23 protein-coding genes and 1 pseudogene are annotated in these 22,543 nt (G+C 57.2%); 20 read left to right on the top strand and 4 right to left on the bottom strand.

What is annotated here, in order from left to right; genetic code table 11:
* Positions 1-97 precede the first annotated feature (97 nt).
* The 9 genes from XH81_RS31480 (at position 98) to fdxB (ending at position 8,323) form a co-directional block, all read left to right on the top strand.
* Positions 98-535 (top strand): hypothetical protein, encoded by a 438-nt coding sequence (locus XH81_RS31480; protein WP_271596656.1) that lies wholly within the window; start codon positions 98-100, stop codon positions 533-535.
* A gap of 120 nt (positions 536-655) precedes the next feature.
* Entirely contained in the window at positions 656-2,158 is a 1,503-nt protein-coding gene (nifD, locus tag XH81_RS31475) for a nitrogenase molybdenum-iron protein alpha chain (RefSeq protein ID WP_271596655.1), read from the top strand.
* A 64-nt stretch (positions 2,159-2,222) separates the two neighbouring features.
* Positions 2,223-3,779, top strand: coding sequence for a nitrogenase molybdenum-iron protein subunit beta (nifK, locus tag XH81_RS31470; RefSeq protein WP_271596654.1), 1,557 nt, complete (start codon positions 2,223-2,225; stop codon positions 3,777-3,779).
* 93 nt (positions 3,780-3,872) lie between these two features.
* Positions 3,873-5,516, top strand: coding sequence for a nitrogenase iron-molybdenum cofactor biosynthesis protein NifE (nifE, locus tag XH81_RS31465; RefSeq protein ID WP_271596653.1), 1,644 nt, complete (start codon positions 3,873-3,875; stop codon positions 5,514-5,516).
* 9 nt (positions 5,517-5,525) lie between these two features.
* Positions 5,526-6,935: a nitrogenase iron-molybdenum cofactor biosynthesis protein NifN gene (gene nifN, locus XH81_RS31460; RefSeq protein WP_271596652.1), complete on the top strand. Its 1,410-nt coding sequence runs from the start codon at positions 5,526-5,528 to the stop codon at positions 6,933-6,935.
* Entirely contained in the window at positions 6,932-7,327 is a 396-nt protein-coding gene (gene nifX / locus XH81_RS31455) for a nitrogen fixation protein NifX (RefSeq protein ID WP_271596651.1), read from the top strand. The genes nifN and nifX overlap by 4 nt, the downstream gene beginning before the upstream one ends.
* Before the next feature lie 6 nt (positions 7,328-7,333).
* Complete coding sequence (locus tag XH81_RS31450) at positions 7,334-7,798, top strand: NifX-associated nitrogen fixation protein (protein WP_271596650.1); 465 nt, start codon at positions 7,334-7,336, stop codon at positions 7,796-7,798.
* Between the two features lie 12 nt (positions 7,799-7,810).
* Entirely contained in the window at positions 7,811-8,011 is a 201-nt protein-coding gene (locus XH81_RS31445) for a CCE_0567 family metalloprotein (protein ID WP_271596649.1), read from the top strand.
* A gap of 12 nt (positions 8,012-8,023) precedes the next feature.
* Positions 8,024-8,323 carry a ferredoxin III, nif-specific gene (gene fdxB, locus XH81_RS31440; protein WP_271596648.1) on the top strand — a complete coding sequence of 100 codons (300 nt, stop codon included), beginning with the start codon at positions 8,024-8,026 and terminating at the stop codon, positions 8,321-8,323.
* A gap of 609 nt (positions 8,324-8,932) precedes the next feature.
* Here the strand turns inward: fdxB and XH81_RS31435 are convergent.
* Positions 8,933-9,086: pseudogene (locus XH81_RS31435) on the bottom strand (IS5/IS1182 family transposase); the annotation flags it as partial.
* Between the two features lie 310 nt (positions 9,087-9,396).
* Here XH81_RS31435 and XH81_RS31430 point away from each other — a divergent pair.
* Both XH81_RS31430 and XH81_RS31425 read left to right on the top strand, forming a co-directional pair.
* Positions 9,397-10,272 carry a host specificity protein gene (locus tag XH81_RS31430; protein WP_271596647.1) on the top strand — a complete coding sequence of 292 codons (876 nt, stop codon included), beginning with the start codon at positions 9,397-9,399 and terminating at the stop codon, positions 10,270-10,272.
* 1,390 nt (positions 10,273-11,662) lie between these two features.
* Entirely contained in the window at positions 11,663-12,058 is a 396-nt protein-coding gene (locus XH81_RS31425) for a Rieske (2Fe-2S) protein (RefSeq protein ID WP_172787738.1), read from the top strand.
* Positions 12,059-12,067: 9 nt separating this feature from the next.
* Here the strand turns inward: XH81_RS31425 and XH81_RS31420 are convergent, their stop codons facing one another.
* On the bottom strand, positions 12,068-12,658 hold the full coding sequence (locus XH81_RS31420) for a hypothetical protein (RefSeq protein WP_271596646.1): 591 nt from the start codon (positions 12,656-12,658) through the stop codon (positions 12,068-12,070).
* Between the two features lie 252 nt (positions 12,659-12,910).
* Here XH81_RS31420 and XH81_RS31415 point away from each other — a divergent pair, with 252 nt between their 5' ends.
* From XH81_RS31415 to XH81_RS31370, 9 genes are all read left to right on the top strand, one after another.
* Positions 12,911-13,231, top strand: a complete 321-nt coding sequence (locus XH81_RS31415; protein ID WP_036031955.1) for a HesB/IscA family protein — start codon at positions 12,911-12,913, stop codon at positions 13,229-13,231.
* A gap of 327 nt (positions 13,232-13,558) precedes the next feature.
* Positions 13,559-14,731 carry a cysteine desulfurase NifS gene (gene nifS, locus XH81_RS31410; protein ID WP_271596645.1) on the top strand — a complete coding sequence of 391 codons (1,173 nt, stop codon included), beginning with the start codon at positions 13,559-13,561 and terminating at the stop codon, positions 14,729-14,731.
* Between the two features lie 5 nt (positions 14,732-14,736).
* Positions 14,737-14,958, top strand: coding sequence for a putative nitrogen fixation protein NifT (nifT, locus tag XH81_RS31405; protein WP_172787735.1), 222 nt, complete (start codon positions 14,737-14,739; stop codon positions 14,956-14,958).
* A gap of 687 nt (positions 14,959-15,645) precedes the next feature.
* Positions 15,646-17,205, top strand: a complete 1,560-nt coding sequence (gene nifB, locus XH81_RS31400; RefSeq protein WP_271596644.1) for a nitrogenase cofactor biosynthesis protein NifB — start codon at positions 15,646-15,648, stop codon at positions 17,203-17,205.
* A 10-nt stretch (positions 17,206-17,215) separates the two neighbouring features.
* Positions 17,216-17,440, top strand: a complete 225-nt coding sequence (locus XH81_RS31395; protein ID WP_271596643.1) for a 4Fe-4S binding protein — start codon at positions 17,216-17,218, stop codon at positions 17,438-17,440.
* Positions 17,441-17,761: 321 nt separating this feature from the next.
* Positions 17,762-18,076 carry a nitrogen fixation protein NifZ gene (locus tag XH81_RS31390; RefSeq protein WP_271596642.1) on the top strand — a complete coding sequence of 105 codons (315 nt, stop codon included), beginning with the start codon at positions 17,762-17,764 and terminating at the stop codon, positions 18,074-18,076.
* Positions 18,073-18,312 (top strand): nitrogen fixation protein NifZ, encoded by a 240-nt coding sequence (locus XH81_RS31385; protein ID WP_172787731.1) that lies wholly within the window; start codon positions 18,073-18,075, stop codon positions 18,310-18,312. The genes XH81_RS31390 and XH81_RS31385 overlap by 4 nt, the downstream gene beginning before the upstream one ends.
* A 14-nt stretch (positions 18,313-18,326) precedes the next feature.
* Positions 18,327-18,686 carry a DUF3024 domain-containing protein gene (locus XH81_RS31380; protein ID WP_271596641.1) on the top strand — a complete coding sequence of 120 codons (360 nt, stop codon included), beginning with the start codon at positions 18,327-18,329 and terminating at the stop codon, positions 18,684-18,686.
* A 1,296-nt stretch (positions 18,687-19,982) separates the two neighbouring features.
* On the top strand, positions 19,983-20,330 hold the full coding sequence (locus tag XH81_RS31370; protein ID WP_271596640.1) for a (2Fe-2S) ferredoxin domain-containing protein: 348 nt from the start codon (positions 19,983-19,985) through the stop codon (positions 20,328-20,330).
* A gap of 420 nt (positions 20,331-20,750) precedes the next feature.
* Here XH81_RS31370 and XH81_RS31365 read toward each other — a convergent pair whose 3' ends face one another.
* Together XH81_RS31365 and XH81_RS31360 are read right to left on the bottom strand one after the other, a co-directional pair.
* A complete protein-coding gene (locus tag XH81_RS31365) occupies positions 20,751-21,482 on the bottom strand; it encodes an OmpW/AlkL family protein (protein WP_271596639.1) in 732 nt (243 codons plus the stop codon).
* A 462-nt stretch (positions 21,483-21,944) separates the two neighbouring features.
* Positions 21,945-22,358 (bottom strand): ArsC/Spx/MgsR family protein, encoded by a 414-nt coding sequence (locus XH81_RS31360; RefSeq protein ID WP_442868218.1) that lies wholly within the window; start codon positions 22,356-22,358, stop codon positions 21,945-21,947.
* Between the last annotated feature and the right edge of the window lie 185 nt (positions 22,359-22,543).

Genomic DNA, 22,543 nt, shown 5'->3' with positions numbered 1-22,543 from the left:
AAGGGTCGATCATTTCGTTTGAAGTGAAGAACACATGCGCATGATATTGCCACCATCCTTGACCTTGCCGGTTTAGCCGTGCGGGCCGCACTGTGCGATGCCGCTGCTCAAGTGCTTCGGCCTGCTGGCGACGTGCCGTGTGTCCCTTGGGCTTTACAATACACGCGAAGAGATCGATGTGTTGTGCGTGTCCTTGTCAGGGCGTGGCAACTGCTCGCGTAACCTGGCGAGCGTTCACGTGGCAAGGCAGCTCGCGTTGAGCTCTGCAGCTTCGGATCGTACACGTCATCATCATCGCAGCAAGCGAGCATCTGTAGGTAAGTATAGAAGCATTGGTAAGCCTGTGTCGGCCAGCCGGCCTTGCTGCCGACTTTCTTCCTTCAATCGCAGAGCACTGCAATCGCGCATAGGCTCCAGAACCGGGTGGGAGTTTTCAGGCAGAGCTCACCTTGTTCAATTTCGAACGGGGCCACACCAAGAGTTCTCTGCGAAAGCGCCATGTCGGATTCGTAACAACGGCCTTGTCACCGCATGAGGTGCGGTAAGTAGCTTTGATTGTTGCGGTTTTGGTGCTCAGGAGACGCTGGCATGCTGGTTGCAAAAGTCTTGGATCAAGAAGCCGCCCTCGCAACAGCTAACCTTTGAAGGACATCAGATGAGTCTCGCCACGACCCAGAGCATCGCAGAAATCAGGGCTCGCAACAAAGAGCTGATCGAGGAGGTGCTGAGGGTCTATCCGGAGAAAACCGCGAAACGGCGTGCCAAGCACCTCAATGTTCACCAGGCCGGAAAGTCAGACTGCGGCGTCAAGTCCAACATCAAATCCATACCCGGCGTGATGACGATCAGAGGCTGCGCCTATGCGGGGTCAAAGGGGGTGGTCTGGGGACCAATCAAGGACATGGTTCACATCAGCCACGGCCCGGTCGGCTGCGGTCAGTATTCGTGGGGCTCGCGTCGCAACTATTACGTTGGCACCACAGGTATCGATAGCTTCGTGACCCTACAGTTCACCTCCGACTTCCAGGAAAAGGACATCGTATTCGGCGGCGACAAAAAACTGGTCAAAATTCTTGATGAAATCCAAGAGCTGTTTCCGCTCAACAACGGCGTCACGATCCAATCGGAATGCCCGATCGGATTGATCGGCGACGATATCGAAGCCGTGTCACGAGCAAAATCCAAGGAGTATGGAGGCAAGACCATCGTGCCGGTCCGTTGTGAGGGCTTCCGAGGCGTGTCGCAGTCACTGGGCCATCACATTGCGAACGATGCGGTGCGCGATTGGATTTTCGGTCATCTCGAGGACGATGCCAAACCCAAGTTCGAGCCGACGCCGTACGATGTTGCGATTATCGGAGACTACAATATCGGCGGGGACGCCTGGTCATCCCGAATTCTGCTGGAGGAGATGGGTCTGCGGGTAATCGCGCAGTGGTCCGGCGACGGCTCACTCGCTGAGCTCGAAGCAACGCCGAAGGCAAAGCTCAACATTCTGCATTGCTACCGTTCAATGAACTACATCTCACGCCACATGGAAGAGAAGTTCGGTATTCCGTGGTGCGAGTACAATTTCTTCGGACCATCAAAGATCGCAGAGTCATTGCGCAAGATTGCGGGCTATTTCGACGACAAGATCAAGGAAGGCGCCGAGCGGGTAATCGAGAAGTATCAGCCGCTCGCGAGCGCGGTGATCGCTAAATATCGGCCTCGCTTGGAGGGCAAGACCGTGATGCTGTACGTCGGCGGGCTCCGTCCGCGTCATGTTATCGGCGCATATGAGGACCTGGGGATGGAAGTCATTGGCACCGGATACGAGTTCGGTCACAACGACGACTATCAGCGCACAGCTCAGCACTACGTGAAGGACAGCACGCTTATCTACGATGACGTCAATGGCTATGAGTTCGAGCGCTTCGTCGAAAAGCTCCAGCCTGACCTTGTCGGGTCGGGTATCAAGGAAAAGTACGTTTTTCAAAAGATGGGTGTGCCGTTCCGGCAGATGCACTCTTGGGACTATTCGGGTCCATATCACGGCTATGACGGATTCGCGATCTTTGCCCGCGACATGGACATGGCGGTCAATTCGCCGGTTTGGAAGAAAACGAAGGCCCCCTGGAAGGAAGCTTCGAGCGCCAAGCTCCAGGCTGCCGAATAAAGCAAATCAACGCTCGGGAAAGCCGAGGCGATACCAATCTCGACGACAGTGAAGGATTTCACCAATGGCGCAGAGTGCCGAGCACGTGCTCGATCATGTCGAACTGTTCCGCGGTCCAGAATACCAGCAGATGCTGGCCAAGAAGAAGATATTCGAGAACCCTCGCGATCCTGCCGAGGTCGAACGTATTAAGGAATGGACGAAAACCGCCGAATATCGCGAAAAAAACTTCGCGCGGGAGGCGCTAGCGGTAAATCCAGCCAAGGCGTGCCAGCCGCTTGGCGCGGTATTCGCCTCTGTTGGCTTTGAGCGTACGTTGCCCTTTGTCCACGGCTCGCAAGGCTGTGTGGCCTATTACCGCAGTCATTTGTCGCGGCACTTCAAGGAGCCTAGCTCCTGTGTCTCTTCGTCAATGACGGAAGACGCAGCCGTATTCGGCGGTCTGAACAACATGATCGACGGGCTCGCAAACAGCTACAACATGTACAAGCCCAAGATGATTGCGGTTTCCACAACCTGCATGGCCGAGGTGATCGGCGATGACCTCAACGCCTTCATCAAGACTTCGAAAGAAAAAGGCTCAGTTCCGGCGGACTTCGACGTGCCCTTCGCCCACACGCCGGCGTTCGTCGGTAGCCACGTGACGGGCTATGACAATGCGCTCAAGGGCATTCTGGAGCACTTTTGGGACGGCAAGGCCGGGACAGCGCCGAAGCTTGAGCGCAAACCGAATGGGGCGATCAACATCATTGGCGGCTTCGATGGCTATACCGTTGGAAACCTTCGCGAGATCAAGCGCGTCTTGGAATTGATGGGCATCCAGCATACGGTTCTCGCCGACAATTCGGAAGTCTTTGATACTCCGACCGACGGCGAATTCCGGATGTATGACGGTGGTACGACGCTGGAGGATGCCGCGAACGCGATTCATGCCAAGGCGACTATCTCCATGCAACAATGGTGCACGGAAAAGACGCTGACATTCGTGGCGGAGCATGGCCAGGACGTCGTATCCTTCAATTACCCCGTGGGCTTATCTGCAACGGATGACTTCATCGTCGCGCTGTCACGCCTCAGCGGCAAGGAGATTCCCGAGCAACTTGCGCTAGAACGTGGCCGCCTGGTGGACGCCATCGCCGACTCCAGCGCGCATGTCCATGGCAAGAAGTTCGCGATCTATGGCGATCCGGATCTTTGCTATGGGTTGGCTGCGTTTCTGCTCGAACTCGGCGCCGAACCGACCCATGTGCTGTCTACCAACGGCAACAAGGCATGGCAGGAAAAAATGCAGGCGCTGCTTGCAAGCTCGCCATTTGGACAGGGCTGCCAAGCCTATCCCGGCCGAGACCTCTGGCATATGCGCTCACTCCTATTTACCGAGCCGGTCGATTTTCTGATTGGGAACACCTACGGGAAGTACCTGGAGCGCGATACCGGAACGCCACTGATCCGCATCGGCTTTCCGATTTTCGATCGGCATCATCATCACCGTTCCCCCCTATGGGGCTATCAGGGCGGCCTGAACGTGCTGGTGAAGATCCTGGACAAGGTCTTCGACGAGATCGACAAGAACACCAACGTTCTTGGCAAAACAGACTACAGCTTCGACATCATTCGCTGATGAGCGACTGCGCGTGCCATCGCTCAAGCAATGGGCGATGGCACGTTCGCATGGTCGTTGCTTTGCAATTTGTTCGCCCTGAGAGGAAACAGGATGAGTTCACTAGCGGCCAGGGTCCAGGATATCTTCGACGAGCCGGGCTGCGCCAAGAATGGCAGTAAGTCGGAGGCTGAACGCAGGAACGGCTGCACCAAACAGCTGCAGCCAGGTAGTGCTGCCGGCGGCTGTGCTTTCGATGGTGCCAAGGTTGCGCTGCAGCCGTTCACCGACGTGGCTCACTTGGTACATGGTCCGATCGCGTGCGAGGGCAATTCCTGGGACAATCGGGGGGCAGCGTCGTCAGGCTCGGATCTGTGGCGCACCGCATTTACAACCGATTTGAGCGAAACCGATATTGTATTCGGAGGCGAGAAGCGGCTTTGCAAGTCGATCAAGGAGATCATCGACAAGTACGATCCGTCCGCAATCTTCGTTTATCAAACCTGCATCCCGGCGATGATCGGCGACGACATCAACGCAGTCTGCAAGGCGGCATCTAGAAGATTCTCAAAGCCGGTGATTCCGATCAATTCTCCGGGCTTCGTCGGTTCGAAGAACCTCGGCAACAAGCTGGCCGGCGAGGCCTTGCTTGACTATGTGATCGGTACGCGAGAACCGGACTACACCACCCCGTACGACATCAATCTGATCGGAGAATACAACCTTTCGGGAGAGCTCTGGCAAGTCAAGCCATTACTAGACGAGCTTGGAGTACGAATTCTCTGCTGCATCTCAGGCGATGGCAAATATCGCGAAGTCGCTTCATCTCATCGCGCACGGGCGTCGATGTTGGTGTGCTCAAAGTCCATGATCAACGTCGCACGCAAGATGGAGCAACGCTACGGGATTCCATTCTTCGAGGGGTCTTTCTACGGTATTCAAGATTCGAGCGAATCGCTACGGCAGATTGCCCGCTTATTGGTCGAACGCGGCGCCCCAACAGATCTGCTGGGGCGCACCGAAACGGTGATCGCGCGCGAGGAAGCGTGGGCCTGGGGTGCGATCGAGCCGTATAAGCCACGGCTCGAAGGCAAAAAGGCATTGTTAGTGACCGGCGGCGTCAAGTCATGGTCGGTCGTTGCGGCACTCCAGGAAGCCGGGCTTGAGTTAGTCGGTACCAGTGTGAAAAAATCGACCAAGGAAGATAAGGAGCGCATTAAAGAGCTCATGGGGCATGAAGCCCATATGATCGAGGATATGACGCCGCGCGAGATGTACGAGATATTAAAGGGCGCAAAAGCGGACATCATGCTGTCGGGCGGCAAGTCGCAGTTCGTCGCGCTGAAAGCGGCGGTGCCTTGGCTCGATATCAACCAGGAGCGTTGCCACGCCTATATGGGCTATGTCGGAATGGTCAAGCTGGTGGAGCAGATCGATAATTCGCTCTCCAGTCCGATGTGGAAGCAGCTACGTCGACCGGCGCCATGGGAGGCGTTGGCCAAGGCGATGGAGCAGATGCAATCGCCCGCGACCGCGCTGGCCGATCCGGCGCTCGCCGAAGAGTCGCGCCGCGCCAGGAAGATCTGCATGTGCAACAAGGTCGATCTGGGCACGATCGAGGATGCAATCTACGCGCATCGCCTGAGGAGCGTCGAAGCGGTCAGGGAGCATACCAATGCGGTCGGTGGCTGCTGCCAAAGACGTATCGAGGATATCTTGGCGTCCGAGCCATCTGCCATGCGACAGGCCGCAGAGTAGGGAGGCGTCATGGCCATCGTCACGGCGCCAACAAAAGCCTGCGCTGTCAACCCGCTGAAGATGAGCCAGCCGATCGGCGGCGCATTCGCTTTCATGGGGCTGGGCGGGGCGATGCCGCTTCTGCACGGCTCCCAGGGGTGCACATCCTTCGGGCTCACGCTCTTTGTCCGGCATTTCAAAGAGGCTGTACCGCTGCAGACCACCGCGATGAGCGAGGTCACGACGGTACTTGGTGGTTATGAGAACCTCGAGCAGGCGGTACTAAACATCTACAAGCGAGCTAAGCCAAAGATCATCGGAATCTGCTCGACTGGTGTCACCGAAACCAACGGCGACGATGTGGATGCCTACCTCAAGCTGATCCGGAGCAAGCATCCGCAACTCGCAAAGTTGCCGCTCGTTTACGTCTCGACACCTGATTTCAAGGGTGCGTTCCAGGACGGCTGGGAGAAGGCTGTCGCGCGCATTGTGGAGGTGCTGGTGGATGGGCCAAATGCCAGTCGCCTGAGGGATCCATCGAGGGTGAATGTTCTGCCGGGATGTCACCTCACGCCCGGCGATCTTGATGAACTCCGTGTCATACTGGAGGATTTCGGGTTGTCACCGTCCTTCCTCCCTGACCTGGCGGGATCGCTCGATGGGCATATCCCCGATGAGTTTACGCCAACGACCATCGGTGGCATCGGCGTTGGCGAAATTGCGGATATGGGCCGCGCGGGCTGGACGATTGCAATCGGCGCGCAGATGCGGCGAGCTGCAGAGGTCATGCAGGCAAAGACCGGCGTGCCTTTTCGTGTCTTCGAACGGCTGTGCGGTCTCTGTCCGAATGATGAGTTCATGACGTTGTTGAGCGAGATCAGCGGGCGCCCGATACCCTTGAAATATCGACGCCAGCGCAGTCAGCTCGCAGATGCCATGCTGGATGCACACTTCCATATTGGCGGTCGCAAACTCGCAATCGGTGCTGAGCCAGACCTTCTGCTCGATTTGTCCGACATGCTGAGCGAAATGGGCGCGCAGGTGACCGTTGCCGTGACGACTACTCAGTCGGAGGTGATCGAGCGGATCCAGACCAAGGAGGTGATCATTGGCGATCTCGAAGATCTGGAAGACCTTGCCAAAGAGAGGTGTTGCGACCTGCTGATCACGCATTCGCATGGAAGGCAAGCGGCGGCGCGGCTGAAGGTGCCGTTCTATCGTGCAGGTTTTCCGATATTCGATCGACTTGGCGCGGGACACCAGCTGTCAGTAGGCTATCGTGGTACCCGTCATCTGATCTTCGAAATCGCTAATCTCGTGATCGCGCATCGCGATAAAAACGATCAGCCTACGCCAGATAGGTGGCGAACTGCGCGCGGACTGCCACTATGCCCAGGCTATCGCAGCTCCGCTGGCGCGACTGAGAGGTCGGTTGCATGAAAGTTGCGTTTGCCACTCAGGACCTGAGACGCGTCGATGCTCATTTTGGTTGGGCAAAGAATATCGCAATCTACGATGTCGCTCCCGGCGGGCACGTGTTTGTTGAAGCGATCGAGTTTGAGGGCGATCTTAAGGAAGACGGCAGCGATGATAAGTTGGCGCCAAAGATCGAGGCCGTCAAAGATTGCGCAATCCTTTACGTCGCTGCCATTGGTGGTGCAGCGGCTGCGCGAGTGGTCGCCAACAAAATTCATCCTATCAAGGTGAGTAAACCAGAAAACATTCTGGTGTTGCTAGAAAAACTCGAGCGGGTGCTGAAGGGCACACCACCCCCCTGGCTGCGCAAGGTCATGGCAAAGGACCAGCGGAGAACGTTCGACTTTGATGAATGAGGTGATATGACCACAAAAATAGAGCAGCAGGCCAGCCTTGTCGACGCGCCATTCCTCATCGATTTGGTCAAGATTTGGCGTGCTCAGGATACCAACGGAGCCTGGGAAGGGAAGAGCGATCGTGATCTGCTCGAACCCTATATCCTGAACATGGAAAAGCGGCGCGCATTGCCGATTATCGGTGATCCCGATCCAAAAACACTGTGGCGGCTTGAGCTGTTCTTCAATGCAGTTGCGCTGTCGGTAGAGAGGGAGACTGGCGTCATGATTCAGCCGATTCTGAAGCTGCATCATGAAGGCTTCGGGCGCATAGTGCTCATCGCAGGGCGGTTGGTCGCCGTAAACAAGCAGCTGCGCGACGTGCATCGCTTCGGATTCGACAGTTTCGTCAAGTTAGCGCAGGAGGGGGATAAATATGTCAGGGACGGAATCGACCTGATTCGGAAGTTCCCGGACGTGGCAAACTATTGAGGATACTCACTCATGGGCGATCGTGAAACACTGAAGGCCGAACTGAGGAAAGTGTCCGCCAAGGCGATACAGGCCAAGATGGATTTGCACGATCTTTCGGAAGAATTACCCATCAACTGGACCTCGATCATGGTGGTCGCTCAGAAAGCGTACGATTCTTACGCCGAACTTGATCGCACGAGCCGCGCCTTAAAAGCGCTGGAGAATACCTAGAGGGGGCAATGCATGTCGTTTCAAACACGAGACGGACGCGACTGGACGCCACAATACCTGGTCACGATCGATGCAAAGAAATGCATCGGTTGTGGCCGCTGTTTCAAGGTGTGCGGTCGAGATGTCATGACCTTGAAAGGAATCAACGAGGAAGGCGAATTTGTCGACCTCGACAATGACGAGGACGATGAGATCGAGAAGAAGATCATGGTCTTGGACGATCAGGGTGCCTGCATCGGATGCGGTGCGTGCGCCAGGGTTTGCCCGGCCGACTGCCAGACCCACGTTTCAGCTGCAGCCGAAGCTGCATGAGCGAAGGCGCTCTCCGGGGCCTTTAAGTGCAGCAGGCCCGGCTCGGATTAAAGGAGAGGATTTGCAGGAACAGCTGGGCCGCAACGATATCACGTCGTTGGTAGGTCTTCAGGTTACTCATCCCCGTCGAGAACGCGGGCGAAGTGTGAAGAACGAGAACGACGAGTGGAAGCGCGTCGACGGGCCTACGCGGTCGTCCGTGCTTTAATCGCAGTTACGGTGTCAACCCCGATAGTAAACGTGATCCACAACCGAGTTCATGGGTCTTTCGGCGGGTCGTCTCCACAGGGGCCGTCGCATGATCGCGTTCATGAGGTGTGCATCTCGACGTGGAGAGTGCGGCGCGTAAAGCCCGCAGGACGACTTCAAGATTGCCACGACCTTCGTCCCGGCAGGGACGCTTGTTCCGCCGAAGGCGCATCTGGCGTGGTTTAAGACTGCCTCATCCGGCCCTCACCTGTGGCCGGAACTCAGTGCCATCGGCGGTCAGGAAGAGACGCCAAACAGTTTTCAGCCAGGCGTGCAAGGTGCCCACCTGCCGCTGAGAGCCGCCTGTGGTTGTGTGGCCGATGCTGGCCGCTCGAAACAAGCTCGTGGAGCTGCGGCGCGACGGCTGTTCTCGCTGTACAGCGGCGGATGTCGATCCAGTCCCAATCGACCTTGGTGGTGAGCTGAACCGCGAGTGCTTCATATTGATGATCTGGTTCAGCCTCGCCCGGAACGGATTGCCCGGACCCGTCGTCCTGTGCTTCGTCGGCCGCATCGCCACCTCCGATGGGACGACGGAACTATGGCTGTCGATTCGACGGAATCCTGAAAATGAAATTCCAAGACTTCCATGCCTGGTGTACCAAACCGTGCATTCGCAGCAGTCCACAACGACGAGATGGGGTTCTAGCTCATTTGCTTAACCGTTCTTCACTCACGAGGAGTGAGCTTCCTCTCACAAAAGCCGGCGACAGATGCTCAACCTCGGCGCGTCAGCTCGTAGTCAGCTAGACATCTTACAATCCTCGGTAGGGCTCGAGCAACGCGAGCTCAGCACCAAACCGTACCGACAGGAGAGCGATCCGATGTATGGCCGAATTGTTGGCTCATCTAGCCAATCCACAAGCGCTGCCCAGGGTGATGAAGCACAGCATTCAGATGACGAGGGCTTTGCGGAAAGGCTTGCAGGCATGGCGCCCGATGCTGGCCCAAGTTCGTCTCAGGCAGCGACACGGCCGTACTTCGTAAGTTCCCAAGCTCCGATCGAAGAGATCGACATCGATCGGTTCGGGGAAGAAGTGAAGGCCTTCTATGGTGAGGACATCAAGTACATTGCCGAGCGTCCACTGGAGTACTCGGATTTCATATCCACGAAAGCTCAGCGCGCGGCAAACGTTGCTAGAACCTATGGCCACACCGACGAAGATACGGACCAGGCGCGATATTACGCCTATCGCTTGGGTGACAAAACTGTCGGGCTTCTGAGGACAGAAGGCAAACTTCGGGTAGGAGGAAGGCGATTCAGCGCCCAGTTCCCCGGTCGAAACGAGGTCACATCCCAAGTAGATCTTCGGGTTACTCATCCGCTCGTCGAGAACGCTGGCGATATCCTACTCGAACATCAGCTTCGGCAAGACGGCGAACAAGCATTGATTATGTCAAAACCTGCGCTCCCAGGCATCGAGTCCCGCCTGGCTCAGATGGGCTTTGTTCCTGTGAGTGATAAGAATCACTGGGTACTTGATCCTCGCCAGCATCCCGACAAGTGGACGCATAACGACGAAGGTAAATGGCAACGTGTAGGCAAACCTGAAGGATATCTTGCCGCCGAGAGTAGTGGTGCTCAGGCAAACATCAAGCGAGCTTCGAGTGAAGCAAGTGATGAGACAGAGTCGTCAGGCGACGACACGTCTTGGTACTTCGAGCGCCTAAATCTAGGTCCGGGGTCGGCTGCAGAATAGTCGCTGTGGACGAGGTCGGGCCTGAAAGCGGTGGCTACTTGAGCTCATCGAGGATGTTGCTGCAGAAATGGCTCGCCACTTCAACACGCGCCGGCGTCAGGCGGCGGGATCGCGCCCAGAGTGCTGCACCGACGCAGCGCGGGGCCGCTCGCCGCCAACGCGGCTTAGCCCTCAGCTGCCTGCCCTTGCGCTGCGCAGCCCGGTGCTCCACCACCGCGTTGGCTAGGGGGCGGTCTATCGACCATTCCTGCTTGAGCGGACATCTTGATGCCGATCGACGACATCGGCAATGCACCAAAGCAGAGCCCGTAAGAGGCGGCGGGCGCTCAAAAAGAGCCGGGAAGTGATCATAAAGCCGATCGAGGATAAGGTCTCTCTGCGGGACGGTCAAACCTAGCCGCGAGCCTGGTCAAGGATCGCGAAACCCTGCTGGCCTTCTACGACTTCCCTGCCGAGCATTGGGATCAACTGCGAAGCACGGATGAGATAGACTAGCGATTTCTTCATGGTGAGACGACGATTGCGGCGATCATTCGACTCCCCGTCCGCATCTGGCGCGGTATTGTTCGCAAAGACGTCGATTGCCGCTGCGGGCGGACGTCCGCGTCGGCTCCCAATAGACCTGGCGCGGATCCCTCCTGATGGCGGCTGGCACCGAGAGCGGTACCTTGTCCAAGATATTGGCGGTGTTGTGCAGCACCTAGCATCGCGGGTGTCGGGTCCGGGAAGCCTTCCAAAAGCCGAGCGCGCGGGCGCCGACGGCAATTTCCGGGCCCATCCGGCAACCCGCGCTTTGCTTGATGTCGATCAGGAGCTCGCGCCTGATGCAACAGGTTGTGTCATTCACTGCGTATCGCTTGCTCGAGAGGTTTTGGCAGGCTTAGGGGCCGCTTTTGCAGGGTAAAGTGGCTGCAACAGCAGCAGCGGGCCAGAAGACGGACATTTCGCCGTTCCATGCGCGGGCGCAAGGGCTAGCCTAAAGGGGGCGCATGTTCGCCGCGTGCGCCCCCCGTTGCGGGTTGGGAGCGAGCGTTCACCTTGTGGGAAGGCACTTGCGATGCCGCGATGGATACGCGATCGCAGGGCATTGCAACCGGCCTTCCGCAGCGTGGCGATTGGCGAGCAGCAAAGACCAGTTGTCAAGTTTAGCAGTCCTGCAAATGGTCCAGAAAGGTTGGAGCTATGCTGGGCAGCTAGGCATGGAAAGGGCAGCAAGGCTCAATGCTCCTGCGAATTGTTCTGAATTTTGCGCGCAAGCGAAAGAAATTGGTATGCTGCGACGGCGAAGCTTTCGATTGGATTGCCGAAAACACGTTCCGGCACTTGTACACTTCTTGCACGGTGATTGCACAACGACAATGAAAAGCGCCTTGCAACAACCGGGTGATGAATGCAGCCAAATCCCATCTATGCAATTTGCGGCTTTAACGACATTCCGAGCCGCCAAGCCATGGGATTCCATCTTATGGTCGTCGAAGATGACGGCAAGCACCGGCCGTGGTCCATCATCGTGGTGCGCTGGGGCAAAAAGGTGCTTGGCTATGTCAATAAATGCCCGCACAACAGCGTCAAATTGGACTGGGAACAGAACCAATTCCTCGATTCTTGCGGCACCCGATTGATGTGCGGCAAGCACGGTTCGACCTTCGAACTCGGCACCGGGCGGTGCGTCGAAGGTCCATGTGAGGGTAGAGCGCTCACGCCGATCGCGTTGGCAGTTCTGGAAGGCGATATCTGCATCGTTGGTGTGCATCTTGTCGAAGACGATGCATGGGCAAATAACTGAAGACTGCGCTTAGACCGGCCGGTTCTCGTTGCGGTTTTTCACCGCTTCCATCCTCTTTAGCCCGTCGTCATACGAGATCTCCTCACACGACAGATCGAGATCCTTCGTCGCATCGAGGAGGCAATCAAGCTTACCCCGCGGATCGAGCTTCTTGATATCATCCTTGTTCAGCCCGACCAGGTCCATCATCTCCTTCCAAACGGTGGATTCATCGCAGGGTAAGACGTGGAAGTTAATATCGCCGAACTTCACTCTGTACTTCGCCAGCAAATCGATGTTGTTGCAAAACATGAAGTAGCCGCCGGTTGGGCTTAAGGTGCCGTCAAGGACGGTCGCGACGTCAGCAAGATATGCAAAGGAATGTAGGTAGCCGACCAGCACCGGAATAGTGCGCTCTCCGTCCTGCGCGAACGTCAGAACCTGCTCGATCGAATAGTCTGGCGGTCGCTTCTCGTCCGCGACCTGAGTCTGGAACTTCAGTGCGACGTCGCCACGAAAGCCGAACCGGCCCGGCTTGGTGGTCGCACCTTTGAGTACGGCGTTAAGCAGGCGGCCCTCCTTCTCAAGTCTGCCAAGTGCGGTGTTCTCGATTGCAGTCATAAAATGCGTCCTTGATCTAAGCTCTTCACCGACCTGTTGGTCGGTGCCAGATCCGATGCAAATTGCCTGCCGCCGCAGCGTTGCGGCCCACCCTAAGAAGACAACGCGTCATCGGCTGGCACCGCCTAGAGTAGCCTTGTAGGAAATCCGACGCCTGTTCCAAAGCCAACGTGCGAAGGTGCGCATCATTAAGTGTCTGCGCGCTGGCACGTGGCTTGCTCTTAGCTACGTTCAAGCTGATGAGGGAAAGACGTGATCAACCTGACCGATAGCGCAGTGAATGCGATCAAGAGTGCGATATCATCGTCCACGCGCCCGTCCGGCGGTCTGCGCGTCATGATTGAAGCAGGCGGCTGCAGTGGCTTCAAATACAAGATGGGTCTGGCCGAGGAACCGAAGCCTGACGACACCGTGATCGAATGCGATGGGCTGAAGGTGTTCGTCGATAGCAAGAGCTGCGATCATCTAGTCGGTACGACCATCGATTTCGTCGTGGCGCTGGAGGGCTCTGGATTCACCTTTCACAACCCGAACGCCACCGCAAACTGCTCCTGCGGGAAATCGTTCTGTTGATGAAAAACATTGTTCAGGTGATGAGAAGAAAACATCGAAGCGCGCCGGCCGAGCCAAAACAACTGAGGCAATCGTCGTCCACTACGACAAAGCGGGAGCGTCGCATTCGCGACGCGCTCGAACTTTTCATGCCTCATTCTACAACTCCACGGTGGCGGCTGGCAGCTGATCGGCATCGATGGCAGTCTGTTTATGGCTAGGCTGGCCGGTGCCTGTACGTCGTGTAAGCGTTCGAGGGCGAGCGTGGGACGTACGCACGTGGCTCGTGGGTAAAATCCGCGGATTTGGTCAGCTAATCCTCGTTTCTGGTACTGATGGGGCAGTGGATTGAGCGAAGATCGAGCGCCGATTTACCTCGATAACAATGCAACGACACGGACTGATCCGTCCGTCGTGCAAGCGATGTTGCCGTTCTTCACTGAGAATTTCGGCAATGCCTCATCCAGGCATGCCTTCGGCAACGACGTCGCAGTTGCTGTGAGGCAGGCCCGGCGAAGCCTGAGGGACCTGTTAGGTAACACATACGATCATGAAATCGTCTTCACCTCGGGAGGGACCGAAGCCAATAATGCCGCCATCCTCTCTGCTCTGGCGACGCAGGAAGATCGAGACGAAATTGTCACTACTTCGGTTGAGCACTCCGCTGTACTTGCGCTAACTCAGCAATTGGCGACAAGGGGAGTCAAGACGCACATAGTACCCGTAGACGCTTGCGGCAGGCTCGATATCGAGGCGTTTCGCTGCGCGCTTGGGCCACGCACAGCCGTTGCCTCCGTGATGTGGGCCAATAACGAGACCGGAACGTTGTTTCCTGTGGAGTGTCTGGCAGGATTGACGCGTGAGGCGGGCGCGCTGTTTCACACAGATGCGGTCCAGGCAATTGGGAAGGTGCGTTTGAACCTAAAGGAAAGCGCGATCGACATGCTGTCGCTGTCCGCGCACAAACTGCACGGCCCCAAGGGGGTCGGCGCATTATATTTGCGCAAAGGGACTAAATTCCGGCCGCTAATCTGCGGCGGATCACAGGAACGAGGGCGCCGCGGCGGGACCGAGAATGTTCCCGCGATCGTCGGCCTGGGAAAGGCTGCCGGGCTTGCGGCGGAGCGGCTTGAACCCGAGCGCGTTCGCATTGGCGCTTTGCGCGACCGCCTTGAACGTGGAGTTTTGCGCAATGGGGAGTGCGTTGTGCTCGGTGACGTCAGCAATCGGTTGGCGAACACGGCCAATATTGCCTTCGACCACCTCGAAGGCGAAGCCATCGCCCACCATCTCGATCGGGCGGGCATAGCCGTGTCGCTCGGATCAGCCTGCAACTCCGGTTCAATGCAGCCATCGCATGTTCTGTGTGCTATGCAGGTGCCGACGTGGCGGATGCACGGCGCCGTGCGCTTTTCTCTGTCGCGTGAGACCTCGTTGGCGGAGGTCGATGAGGCCGTGTGCGCTGTGTCCGACGTTGTGGCTCGCATGCGAGCCATCTCCGGCGCCACTGTTAGGGAGTAGACCTCGTGAAGATCATGATCCGCCGGTCTCCGGAGGGCCTGTCCATCTACGTGCCAAAAAAGGATCTCGAAGAGAAAATCGTGGAATCCGAGTACGAGACTCTATGGGGCGGCTGGATCAAAGTGGCTAATGGCTGGGTGTTCGATTTGCCTGAGATGGCGAGCGACACCCGATTGCCGATCACAATCAATGTGAAAAAGCGGGACGAGACCGGGCACAATCCGTGAAGACACTGCCGCAGATCGACTTTGTCGTTGCGGCGGCCGCGTGGGGCGCTCTCGTGGTTTGAGGGCCCCGAGCATCGTTCCATATCGTCCTGGCCACGCTGAATGGCGGAGACCCGTTCTGCCGACCACGCCAGACCGAATGCTCGGCTTCTTCGCCAGCAAGTTTGCGCCGCCGCGGGAAGTTAGGGGCAATACGGTCAGCGGCGACCCAGCATATCGAAATTAGCAAACATAGCGCCGTCGCAACGGAATTGACGACGCAGACAATCGCTCGCTCAGTTGAGCCGAGGCGGTTACACTCCATCCTGCGCCCCGTCGTTGGGCGTCCAGCAGGATCCGTGGTAGCCACTACTGGCCTTGTCGAGCCCGGATCCCCCCGCGTGTAACGGGCTTGCGAGAGCCGCAACGCGGCAAACGCGTTAGATGGAGCGGCGTTCGGGGGAGCTTAGCGCGAGAATGAATGCGCAAGGCATAGCGCTCTGGGTGAGAATAGCGACGTATCTGTCGTTTTGCTAACAAGCTCATCATGGCTGTTGTTGCATGCGCCAGTGCTAACGTAGCACTAACTCGATGGCCTGCTGCTGCGATTGCATCATTCTGGCCATGGCATGCAAGTTGCTACCCAGCTTTATGAGGCTCGCTCACGGATGGTCCTGGGAGAGCGACGATGTCTCCAGGGAAAAGCGAATGAACGCGGTCGTCGGACGCGGAACATATGTCAAAGCTGCAGTAAATCACGGCAAGATTATGCAGCCCACCACCGATCATAAGGGCTGCTGCGCTTCGGCCAAGACCGGGCAGGCGAGCTGCGGCTCGAAGGCCGGCCAAGGCGATCTGCCAACCGAAATCTGGGAAAAGGTTAAAGACCATCCCTGCTATAGCGTAGACGCGCACCATCATTACGCTCGCATGCATGTCGCGGTCGCGCCTGCCTGCAACATCCAGTGCAATTACTGCAACCGAAAATACGACTGCGCCAATGAATCGCGTCCGGGCGTGGTGAGCGAGAAGCTCACCCCTGAGCAGGCGGTCAGAAAAGTGCTCGCGGTCGCGACCACCATCCCTCAGATGACAGTGCTTGGCATCGCTGGACCGGGCGATGCTCTGGCCAATCCAGCAAAGACGTTCGAAACGTTCGAGCTGGTGTCAAAGGCGGCTCCCGACATCAAGCTTTGTCTGTCAACCAACGGACTCGCACTGCCGGACTATGTTGATACCATCGTCAGGTCCAAGGTCGACCACGTCACCATCACCATAAACATGGTTGATCCCGAAATTGGAGCCAAGATTTACCCGTGGATCTTCTTCAACCACAAGCGATACACGGGCATTGAGGCGGCAAAGATACTCACTGATCGCCAGCTGCAAGGCCTCGAGATGCTTAGCGAACGGGGTATTTTGTGCAAGATAAACTCGGTGATGATTCCCAACATCAATGATGACCACTTGGTCGAGGTCAACAAGGCGGTCACGTCGCGCGGTGCCTTCCTTCACAATATCATGCCGCTGATCTCCGCACCCGAGCATGGCACAGCATTTGGCCTCAGCGGTCAGCGCGGCCCGACCGCGCAAGAACTGAAAGCGCTGCAAGATGCTTGTGAAGGGCGGATAAACATGATGCGGCATTGTCGCCAGTGCCGCGCCGACGCGGTTGGTCTACTCGGGGACGATCGAGGCCCAGAGTTCACCACTGATCAGGTGATGAAAATGGACGTCCAGTATGACTTAGGGATGCGCAAGGCTTATCAGCAAAGAGTAGAGAATGAGCGCGTCGCCAAAGCCGAGGCGTGCCAAAAGGAGCTTGAGAAGTTTTCCGGAGAGATCAGCGCGATCACTCTTCTGGTGGCGGTTGCAACCAAGGGCTCTGGGTTGATCAACGAGCACTTTGGGCACGCAAAAGAATTCCAAATGTACGAGCTCTCTACATCAGGCGCCAAATTCGTTGGCCGACGCCGTGTGGAGGTTTACTGCCAGGGCGGTTATGGCGAGGAAGATAGACTTTCCACCATCGTGCGCGGCATCCGTGACTGCCATGCGGTTTTCGTGGCCAAGATTGGCGGCGGCCCGAAAAGCAATTTGATCAAGGCGGGCATCGAGCCGGTCGATCAATTCGCCTATGAGTTCATTGAGAAGTCGGCGATCACTTGGTTTAGGTCATATCTCGACAAGGTGAGGCGTGGGGAAGTCCAGCATGTAGAGCGCGGCGACGCCGCGATTCCGCAAGGAGCTCGGATCTCTGCGGCGTAAGGGGGAATATGTGCCGTTCAAAATCATCGCCTCGCAGTGCACGGGCTGCTCAGCCTGCGAACCCTTATGCCCGAACGTTGCTATATCGGAGAAGGAGGGGAACTTTGTCATTGAAGCGGCGAAATGCACCGAATGCGTTGGCCATTTTGACGAGCCGCAATGTGCAGCCGCCTGTCCGGTCGACAATACCTGCGTGGTTGACAGGTCCTTGCCTCGCTATCAAGCGCCAGAGTAAAGCGTGAGGTCTCATGAGCGGCAAGGTAAGACCTGGTGCTGAATCCGTCGCCCTCGTCGCAGGCGCCGGGTTCGCGCCCTTCGGGACGGCAACCGCTCTGCATTGTCCTGCGGTGGTGCTGCTGGGTCGGCAGCACGGCCTGGCGGCATCTCAGCGGTGCGAGGGCGCTTCGTGGTACGAGAGCGCCCTCCGAGGCAGCCCTCCCATCGTCGATGCGATTGACGATCCGGCGGGTGGGCACGAAATGATGCAGAGTGTTGCCCGCGTAGGCTAGGCGGCTTCTCTGCATCTGAAGAGGGAGCGGCGCATGAGGAGGGGTATATGAGCAGCATTGTTCGTGACAGCGACATCGTCGAGCTCAGCGACCCACCCGTCTTCAGCTTTGGCCAAAAGCTCCGAGCCAATCGCACCATCCGAAACGATGGCACCTATCCCGGCAAGGAGATTGGTGACGTCTTAGTCAAGAAGGGGGAGGTGGGTTACGTCGTCTCGATCGGCACTTTCTTGCAGCAATTCTACATCTACGGTGTGGCATTTCTGGACAGCGGCCACCGGGTTGGCATGAAACGCAAGGAACTAGAGCCGGTGGAAACCTGCGAGGAGATCGATGATCTGCCGTTGCCGGAGGAGTCATGACTCAGCAAGCCGTTCCGAAATATCGACGGGGCCAGCGAGTCAAAGCCGCAGTCGACCTCACCAACGATAGCTCATTTCCGAACGCGGAGCCCGAGGGAGTGTTGCTCACCGCCGGAGCGACCGGCGAAATCATCAAGGTCGCTATCCACACCGAAGCGAACGTGCCGGTCTATATTGTCGATTTTGGTGAGGCGCTACTGATCGGCTGTCTTGAAGAAGAAATAGCAGTGCTTTGAAGGAGGCTTTCGCCATGAATGCCGCGCTGATGAGGAAAGCAAAGACGGGGTTGCTGCCTCACCCAAACGAGCTCGATCGCAAACGAATTGAGCGCGGCTTGAGCGCGCGCAAGCGCTATCTTTACGTCTCGCCGAAAGTGGGGCCGGTGAGAGGGGGCTACCTCGTCGAGAGCCCTTGTTGCTCGCGCAACATCGACACGGATGGCGCTCTCATCGATGTCGCCCTAATTCTTTATGATACCGTGAGCGGGATCTGGAAGCTTTTTCGCAAGAATCATGCCCAGGGAGTCTGGGAATTTTACAGCCTTTACCTCCGTTTGCCTTCTGCAATCGACGAATTGAACGCGGATCCTGAGCGCCTGTTCTGGCAATAAGGGGCCAGCCTTTTAGTTGAAAAGAAGCCACGATGGCGCGCACTGCGAAAGAATTGATCGAAATCGAACGACCAGCTTGCTGCGGATGGCGCTGGCTTGAGCCCGGTGCCAGTTGCCGCAGATTTATTGGGCCGCTGCGATGCGTCAGACGATCAAATCAGCCGTTCCGACAATTTCATCGTCTCGATCTTCATATGCTCGATCGATCGGATCGCAGATTACGGCCGACCCAAAGCGACCGACTAGCGTCCCGTTGGCGCGAAAGGAACGTTGTGCGGTGAGCACTGAATTTGCGGAGTGTCAGCTGGATGAGCGCACACCTGTTATCGCAAGATGAGCAGGCGGGATACGTGCTTTATACATCGTGACCCGCGCTGGAATGCCACCGGCGGCATGTACTCGTTCAGGAAAGGGGGAAGAAAAATGTTCCAGGCGAGGGCGGAGAAGGCCTGCTCAATCATAACCAGTATCGGCGTCAAAGGCTCGCCTTGAGGCCTGCGCCGAGTGCCCCAGGGCAAGCACGCTATCATCGAGATCGTTGGTCTCTTCGGCCCGTGATCGTGAGTGTTACCAAATAGGGATCGTATGAACTCGCAAGAAATCGTCATCCACGTCCGCTTCGCCCCGAACGGGAGGGTGATACAAATCAGCGAGCGTCCGGCCAGGCTTACGCCCGACCAATGGTTTGATGTCCTCAACACCCGGGCCAGCTCGGCTTATCGGCCGCTCACTCGTGGCCGCGGGGTTTTTCGGCTGAGTCGGACTGCGGTCGATGTCTTCAGGCAGGAAACTGCGAGGCCGAGATGAGCGAACAGCAAACCGGCGGGACCTGATGAGCGAATAGGTCAGAGGGTTTGGGCGTCTTTCCGGCCGATGCCATTGACCTGAAAGAAGCCGTGGGGCTGTTAGCCGGTTGGGGACCGCTGATAGAAGCGAGAAGACAACGACAGATCGCTTACTTCGGCAATACTTGCGAGGCGCGCTGCCCAAAGCAAAGGATCGTTGCAGAAGTGAACGTTGCACACTGATGTGATACTTAGTTGACTTGGATCGAGAATAAGCGACGGGTGGATAAACAGATCGACATGACAGGAGCGAGCTTGAAATTGATCAATAGGCGGCGCCGGTACGCGCAGGTCCTATCGAGCTTCTTTGGCGACGACAACCACTATGGCGCCGGCTCATCGCGCCTGTTCCGCAAGCGCGACTGGGAATTATGGTGCGTTCAATCGTAAGAGACTACTGGGCATTACGTGCTCGCACCCCGTTTCTTCAGCATCAACAGAGGATAGGCGCATGAACTCAGAAGAAGAAATGGAGCTTCCGCAGCTGTATCGGCATCATGTCTTTGCCTGCAACACGCAGCGTCCATCAGGACATCCGCATGGCAGTTGCGGCGCCTCAGGCGCGCAAACCCTGTGGGATCGAATGGGCAAGGCGATCGAAGCGCAAGGCCTCAACGATATCGGTTTCACGATGGCGGGCTGCCTTGGGTTTTGTAACTCTGGTCCCTTGCTGGTAGTCTATCCCGGCGGAATCTGGTACCGCGTGACCACGCCTGAGGACGTTGACGAGATCGTCAAATCCCATCTCAAGCAGGGCAAACGTGTCGACCGCCTTGTGATGGTGCTCAAGCGAAGTTAGAGGCGTCCTGGCGACCACTTGACCGGACCCGCAAGCATGGACGGCGTGCTCGTCCAGGAGCTGCTCGGCCGCTCGGAGCTCGGATCGTCTGAGGTTGACCGTCCAACCCGAGGTCATTGACATGTGCGCGGCGCATCCCCTCTTCTGAGGCCAAATAGGCAAAGTTTGTCCTTTGCAACGCGCGCCCACGCAGTAATAGAATTATAACGCGCCCATCTGTTCGTATCGTCACTTACGTGCCGCCCGATTCGTAGCTCACAGCGAGAGCAATGCTGGTAATGATTGTCTACCTCTGGCCAGCTGACGCGGCGAGGACGTGTCAGCTAGCTTCCCACTGCACACGGTGAGGGTAGGAGACGCGCTTCACGCGCTCGTAGCGTCCGAGTCGATAACGGAGTCTCCTTGACCCTGTTCTCGCCCTCAGAACCTGTAAGCGACGCCGCCGCTGACGAGCCATGGGTCGATATTGGCGCGCCCGGTGACGGCAACCGCATCGTTTACGGTCGCGGAGTACTCCGGCCGCAGCCACAGCTTCTTCACGTCCAGGTTGAGGCCCCAGTGACGGTCAAGCATATAATCGAAGCCGAATTGGACCGCCGCGCCGAATTGGTTTCTGATGTGTAGATCCGTGACGGTAAGACCGCCGAACGACAAATTGGCTGCCGATTGGTTGAAGAATGCAGTGTAGTTGATGCCCGCGCCGATATACGGCTTTATCGGGCCGAAATCGGTGAAGTGATACTGAAGGGTTAGTGTTGGCGGCAATAGCCAGGCGGTGCCGATATCGAGCCCCGTGAGTGCGCCATTGCCGCTGATGTGATGGCGAGTCGCGCCGAGAATAAGTTCAGCGGCTACGTTTTCTGTGAAGAAGTAGGTGATATCGAGCTCTGGTATGGCTCGCTCGCTGAGCGAAAGCCCTGAACTCGGTGACGACAGCGATGGCGTTCCAGCAACGTTGACTGAGCTACCTGCGGTATCCGGAAGAACGCCGAGCACGCGCAGGCGGATCATCCAGGGACTGGAGACCACAGTTGGAGGCGCTTTATAGTAGACCGGTGCCGGGCCCAGATCCGCACCTTGGACCGAATTGCTAGCCAACGAGCTCGCAAGCGCGAGGACCGATGCCCTCGTCAGAACTGCTAGTACTCTCATCTAAGTCTCCATTCCAAAACTCGCGCGAGCAGCCGCGCGAGATCTCTGTCACACATGATGAACGGAGTAGTATTTGATACCGATCAAAAACAAAGCGAACGTTAGCACAATTGTCCCGCTAAGTTGCATTAGGATCACGGCCACGAAACATGTTCTGTTTTGATCGTAATAATCCAGTAGTCAGTTTGAACTGACGAATCTGCTTCGCGGCGTTGGCGCTCCGAGTCAAGGCAGGCCGCGGAGGTCGCGCGTGATAAAGGTTACAGAATGCGGCTACGTCTCTCACACGTTACAAAGCGGCGAGCGCGGCACTCCAGTGCAATACCGGCGATGCCGCGCTACGAGCAATCACTCGCGCGCCGTCTTGGCGGAGGTTCCCGCGGTTACTTCGTGTGAAGCAAGCCCGAAGTGAAAAAACACATTGTTGCCTTGCTTGTTCGCTGGCAGGGACGCTCAGCGTCTTCACGCCTGCCGGCACGGCGTGCAGTGTCCTTCGTGCAAGCATACCTCGAGATCATCTTGCGTCTTGCCGCCAAGCAGCGACAGCGCTGGCTCACGATCGAGTCCGGCACTTCGTGCCCCGTCTATGTCGATCAGCGGTCGTCGTATCAGGAGCGGATCCCCTACCATCAATGCGAGTGCGCTTGCCGCGTCGAGAGCATCGGGATTGACTTCGCCTGACTTGATACGGGGCGCGGCTCGGTTGAACCAGGAGTTAACGGGCATATTGCGAAAGAAGCCGCGCAGTTCGTCCGCATGCCATGGCTGCTTCAAGATATCTTTCACGACCACGTCATGGCCGGCGGTCTTGAGCGCTTGAATCTGGCGCGCGTTATTTGCGCAGCCGGGTTTCTGATAGACGATGATTGTCGCCATGGCCGACCTATGTAGGGGTGCTGAGCTGACCAAGTGGCAGGCCGCTGCGGCTCCCCGCGAGCCCAGTTGAAGTTCTTCGGTCAACCCCGATATCTGCGCACCAAGCGCCATTCCGCATTTGCAACACTCGCCGCTGGTCCGCCAGGTTTCGAGCCCGTCCGGCATATTCATTCTCCCGAAATCGC

It is taken from the genome of Bradyrhizobium sp. CCBAU 25360, from assembly GCF_028128695.1.
Taxonomy (GTDB): Bacteria; Pseudomonadota; Alphaproteobacteria; order Rhizobiales; family Xanthobacteraceae; genus Bradyrhizobium; species Bradyrhizobium ottawaense.
The sequence above is the reverse complement of the archived record's forward strand: the minus strand, read 5'-3'. Positions and strand labels throughout refer to the sequence as shown.